The 4,299-nt window shown below is 39.5% G+C and carries 6 protein-coding genes; 2 read left to right on the top strand and 4 right to left on the bottom strand.

Annotated elements, in window-relative coordinates; translation table 11 throughout:
- Together IFU29_RS22405 and IFU29_RS22065 are read right to left on the bottom strand one after the other, a co-directional pair.
- Positions 1-196: fimbrial protein (locus IFU29_RS22405; protein WP_206757319.1), on the bottom strand; the 196-nt coding region annotated here is incomplete at its 3' end.
- Between the two features lie 83 nt (positions 197-279).
- A complete protein-coding gene (locus tag IFU29_RS22065) occupies positions 280-804 on the bottom strand; it encodes a fimbrial protein (protein ID WP_191935753.1) in 525 nt (174 codons plus the stop codon).
- 426 nt (positions 805-1,230) lie between these two features.
- Between IFU29_RS22065 and IFU29_RS22060 the strand changes: the two genes are divergently transcribed.
- Together IFU29_RS22060 and IFU29_RS22055 are read left to right on the top strand one after the other, a co-directional pair.
- Entirely contained in the window at positions 1,231-2,028 is a 798-nt protein-coding gene (locus IFU29_RS22060; protein WP_191935752.1) for a winged helix-turn-helix domain-containing protein, read from the top strand.
- 6 nt (positions 2,029-2,034) lie between these two features.
- Complete coding sequence (locus IFU29_RS22055) at positions 2,035-2,508, top strand: hypothetical protein (protein WP_191935751.1); 474 nt, start codon at positions 2,035-2,037, stop codon at positions 2,506-2,508.
- Between the two features lie 492 nt (positions 2,509-3,000).
- Here IFU29_RS22055 and IFU29_RS22050 read toward each other — a convergent pair whose 3' ends face one another.
- Together IFU29_RS22050 and IFU29_RS22045 are read right to left on the bottom strand one after the other, a co-directional pair.
- The gene (locus IFU29_RS22050; RefSeq protein WP_191935750.1) at positions 3,001-3,333 is read right to left on the bottom strand and encodes a hypothetical protein; all 333 of its coding nucleotides are present in this window, start codon (positions 3,331-3,333) and stop codon (positions 3,001-3,003) included.
- Between the two features lie 257 nt (positions 3,334-3,590).
- Entirely contained in the window at positions 3,591-3,971 is a 381-nt protein-coding gene (locus tag IFU29_RS22045) for a hypothetical protein (protein WP_191935749.1), read from the bottom strand.
- Positions 3,972-4,299 lie beyond the last annotated feature (328 nt).

The raw sequence follows: 4,299 nt of genomic DNA, 5'->3' as shown, positions 1-4,299 counted from the left end.
GGCTGACGGGTAATGTCGCCATGGTAATGGTTTGATCAAGGCTTTCGGTATCAATGGCGCAGGCGGAGGCGATAATCCTGCCGTTCACCGTAACCTCACCTCTTCCCTGATTGGCAGAGTGGGCCAAAGAGGAACACAGCAACAGATTAACTAACACCGCACTGCGCAATGTCCTTTTGCCATACTGTGAATGCATATCCGTGCCCCACATAACAAGTTAATAAACAGCATGCGGGTTGCCCCGCATGCAATTAACTGTGCGAATTAATCGCCGTGGGCTTACTGGTACGCCAGGGTAAAGTCAGCAACAGAGTTGAATTCCCCCGGGGTGATGGCAGCAGAAGCACCGTCGCCCTGCAGGTGGGCGCTGAAGCGCAGGGTAGTCTGGCCGTTTTCAATTTTTATTGCTTTGCTGGCTTTGGTCAGCGGCAGCAGTTTACCGTCGACGTCGTTGATGGCGATGCTGGCACCACGTGCAGAACCCTTCATTGCTAATAAACCAGGAGCGGCTTCAGACTCGGCACCGGTGAAGGTCGTGGTCAAATCTTTAGCAGTAGCTACATCACAGCCAACCAGCTTGATCAGAAAATCCTGCGGCGTAGACTTGCCGCCGTTTTTCAGCTGTGCAGAAGCGATATCGCCCAGTTTTACGGTTTGATCCAGGCTTTCTGGTTCAATAGAGCATGGTGCATCAATGATAGAACCTTTAAATGTTACGGTACCCATACCCTGGTTAGCCGCGTTAGCCATAGAAATCGTACCCAGAGTCATTACCGCAGCCAGCATGATTTTGTTCAGTTTCATTTGATACTTATCCTTAATAAAAATTTTTCATCCTAAGTTAGGTCATTGAATGCATTAACGAGAAAACTCGATGGCTGGCTATATATTACTATCGGCACAGCGTTATGCATTCCGTGACGAGACAAAGCTTAGGCCCAAAAACAGACTTTAGATATTTAATGTTGCTTAACTTAAATAGTCGATATTTTATTCTGGGCATTAAAACAAATTAAAAATAAAAAACCAAAAAAACACTCCACAACAGTCACAACAAGCACTCATAACTATATTAATAAAAAATTATTTTTTATTAAAAAAAAATAATTTTTTATTAATGAAATAATATCACCAAGAGATTGACTAATTAGATGCTTATCATCTAAATTCACCATCCTGCACCGCAACAAGACTACTGCTGATAAAAAAATACAACGGTAACATATCATTATGAAATACATAATAAATCTAACTTTAGTTTTTGATGTTAACACCAGAACATTAACGTTAAAGAATGACAAACACCTATCTATTGAGCTATCGAAACCGGCAACCAGGTTACTATGCGAGTTAATTAACAATAACAACACCACTCTTATTCGAGAGGATATTATCAGAACTGTATGGATAGATTATGGATTCACTCCATCATCGGCCAGTCTAAGCAATCATATAAGCGAGTTAAGAAAAGCATTTGAAAACCTGGGTATCAATAAAAAAATAATTATCACTGTACCAAGAACTGGCTTCAAAATGGAGGCAGATATTCTCCCGATCATAAAAAATGAAGAGGGTATCTCAAAGCAAGTAGAGGATGTCATAAAGTCTGGAGTGCCGACTCCACCTATCTTGACGTACAAACGTTTGAGAGTCAGGTTAAAAAAACTTTTTATTAAAGCAAAAAAACACAAAAAAAATATTATTATTTCTGCTTCTGTTTTTTTGATAATGCTATCGGGGGTTGTTTTCTTTACTTTTAAAAAAAATGAAAACACTCATCTTATAACCACTATAGGCATGTGTAATATCTATGGCTTAAGCAACGCAAAGCCACCAACCGACTTAGTTGCTAATGCTAAAAGTATGATGAAAAGTGAAGGGATAGACTGCATACATAGTGCTGCTGATATTTACTATACAGATGCAAGACCTATGAATAATCTCTTTAAGGTAAGATTTATGGCTGTGTGTAGGTATGATGACTCTAAAAAATATCAAAACTGTACGAATTACAGAATCGTTAAGTAGGTTAAAATGAAAAAAATAATCACTTTAATTTTCGTTATTTTTTTTCTATGCGGTTTTTTTTACTATCACTATAAAATAAATCACAATTTTCGATGTGATACGCAGTTGATCTCACATATAGAACAAGATGGTATAAAAGTATATTTAAATACAAACACCAATATCATCTTCACGTTACATAATGGAGGGACATTATTTTTTACTGGTTCACTTAAAGTGGGTGATCAAGAGTATCTTGTTAGCAGAGCGACATTTATTATAACAAAACAGGCAGAGTTAAGCAGTTTGAATAAAACGACCATTACACGTGAGGAAATCGACAATAATGATACAGTGCCAGAGGAATTATGGCAGCGGTACATCCTACCGAGGGCGATAGGTACTACATTTTATACTAAAATGACAAGCGTCAAAAGTAATGGCGAATTATTTCAGGGACTTTCCAATCCTTTTTTTGTCTGTGCTCGAGAAGAAAATTAATAACCATGTATTTAATTAAATCGCTTACGCTGTTGTAAGCGATTTTTTTACAGCAAGGAGTTGACTCATTTAAGGGTACATTTCAGCAATACGCAGGGTATAAACCCTAGTTGCATTGGGGGGGTTCTTTGGAGGATATCCCATGTCACCCTATGCAAGTTTTGGGGGTACAACGAACGTTATCGTACCGTGATTTTTCAGAAGTTTAATTGCCTCTCTAAACAGAGGTGGAAACTGCTCAATGGGCTGACACAAGGTTGCACCACTGGCTCCCATGTCCTGTATGACAGTACCATCGACCAGAGTTTTCTTAACAGTGACATCGACGGCCGCTTTTGCGGAGAGCTTAGCATCACCTGCATAGTCTATGCGCTACCAAAACCCATAAGGTGCCTGGCTTAAATGTTTATCTTTTTTAAATTCGTGAAGGTAAGTGGTTCCACTTTTATTTTGTGAGGCGATAGTTTTTTCTCTCGCAGTCGTAATTCTTTTTTAAGCAGCGGCCAATGCCTTATTAAGTTCATCATCCGTCAACTCTCGCTTAGCGGCAAAGTCGTCCATAATACCCATCAGGATCAGCTCTGTGTCTGCATTAACACCCCATTGGCATCGTTCCTGCTGCATTTGCAAGACTTCCTCCCCTAAAGAGATCCATGCAGCATAATCTTCTCGTAACCGGGGCTGTTGAAGCCTGGTGACATCTATCGTCTCGGGGATCATGCCAGACAACTGTTTCAGATCACCGGCATCGCCCTGTGTCTTTTCATCTTTAATCCCCGCAGCGAGGATAGTTTTTGTTATCGATTTTTTGTGTCTGACAACCACAGAGTGACATGCTACCAAACAATAAAGTCACAGTGACTCATCTAGTGGGATCACTCATTTTTTATATTTCCCTTGCAGAAAGGGTCAAACCACACTGTAACATCCAATGGAACAATTCATGATTACGTTTAAAATTCAACTTACGCATCGCTGAATCTTCATACTAACACACTGTTATTTATACGAAACTTCATCACTCGATCAGTGTCTATTGGAGACCTTCCCTGTCTCAAATACCGCAGAACTTCACTTTCGCGTTAGGTAAGTGGCTCAGCAACAGTGTAATCCCCTCCCGGCAGTTGAAATCGGTGCATGAACATCGCCGCCTCAGGCATATCTCTCACATCGTCAATTGATTGATGTTGGTATAATGTTTCGTTTTTCCTCACACCTTGAAATACATGGGACAAACGGGGATCTCTTTTATCCCGAATGAAGACCATAAGTGGTGATGAAATTCCGGGCTGGAGGGAGCGTCTGGCGTCAACAGTAACGCCATAGCAAATGGCCTGAAAAATAATATCAACGGATAGCCCTGATATCGGCTGATAAATATCATTAACAACGATATTTTTTGTGGCGATACTAACCAAAACAACCAAAAGCCTCACACCAAAATAAAATTCAATAATAAGCACACCTCCCATGACATTGCAATTTAATCCATTTAACTTTAAATAAAAATTAAATAATTATCACTTTAAATAATTATTTAATTTTAAATTAAACCATAGGCATACATAATAATTATAATTAACTTTGCAAAGCTGAGCTATATTCTTCCATCTACAGATAGATTTCTACCCAAAAGCAACAATATCTATTATAGCTGATGGCACTCAGAGCCTTCTCTCACATAATTAGCAAGCATAACTATGTTGATATGACCTGCTCCCCGTTGATTAGTACACCCCGATGTTAGTAATGTCTTCATAAGCCACATGAGGACATCCCCATGAAGAAACG

The sequence above is a fragment of the Erwinia persicina genome (genome assembly GCF_014838825.1).
Taxonomy (GTDB): Bacteria; Pseudomonadota; Gammaproteobacteria; order Enterobacterales; family Enterobacteriaceae; genus Erwinia; species Erwinia persicina_A.
The sequence above is the reverse complement of the archived record's forward strand: the minus strand, read 5'-3'. Positions and strand labels throughout refer to the sequence as shown.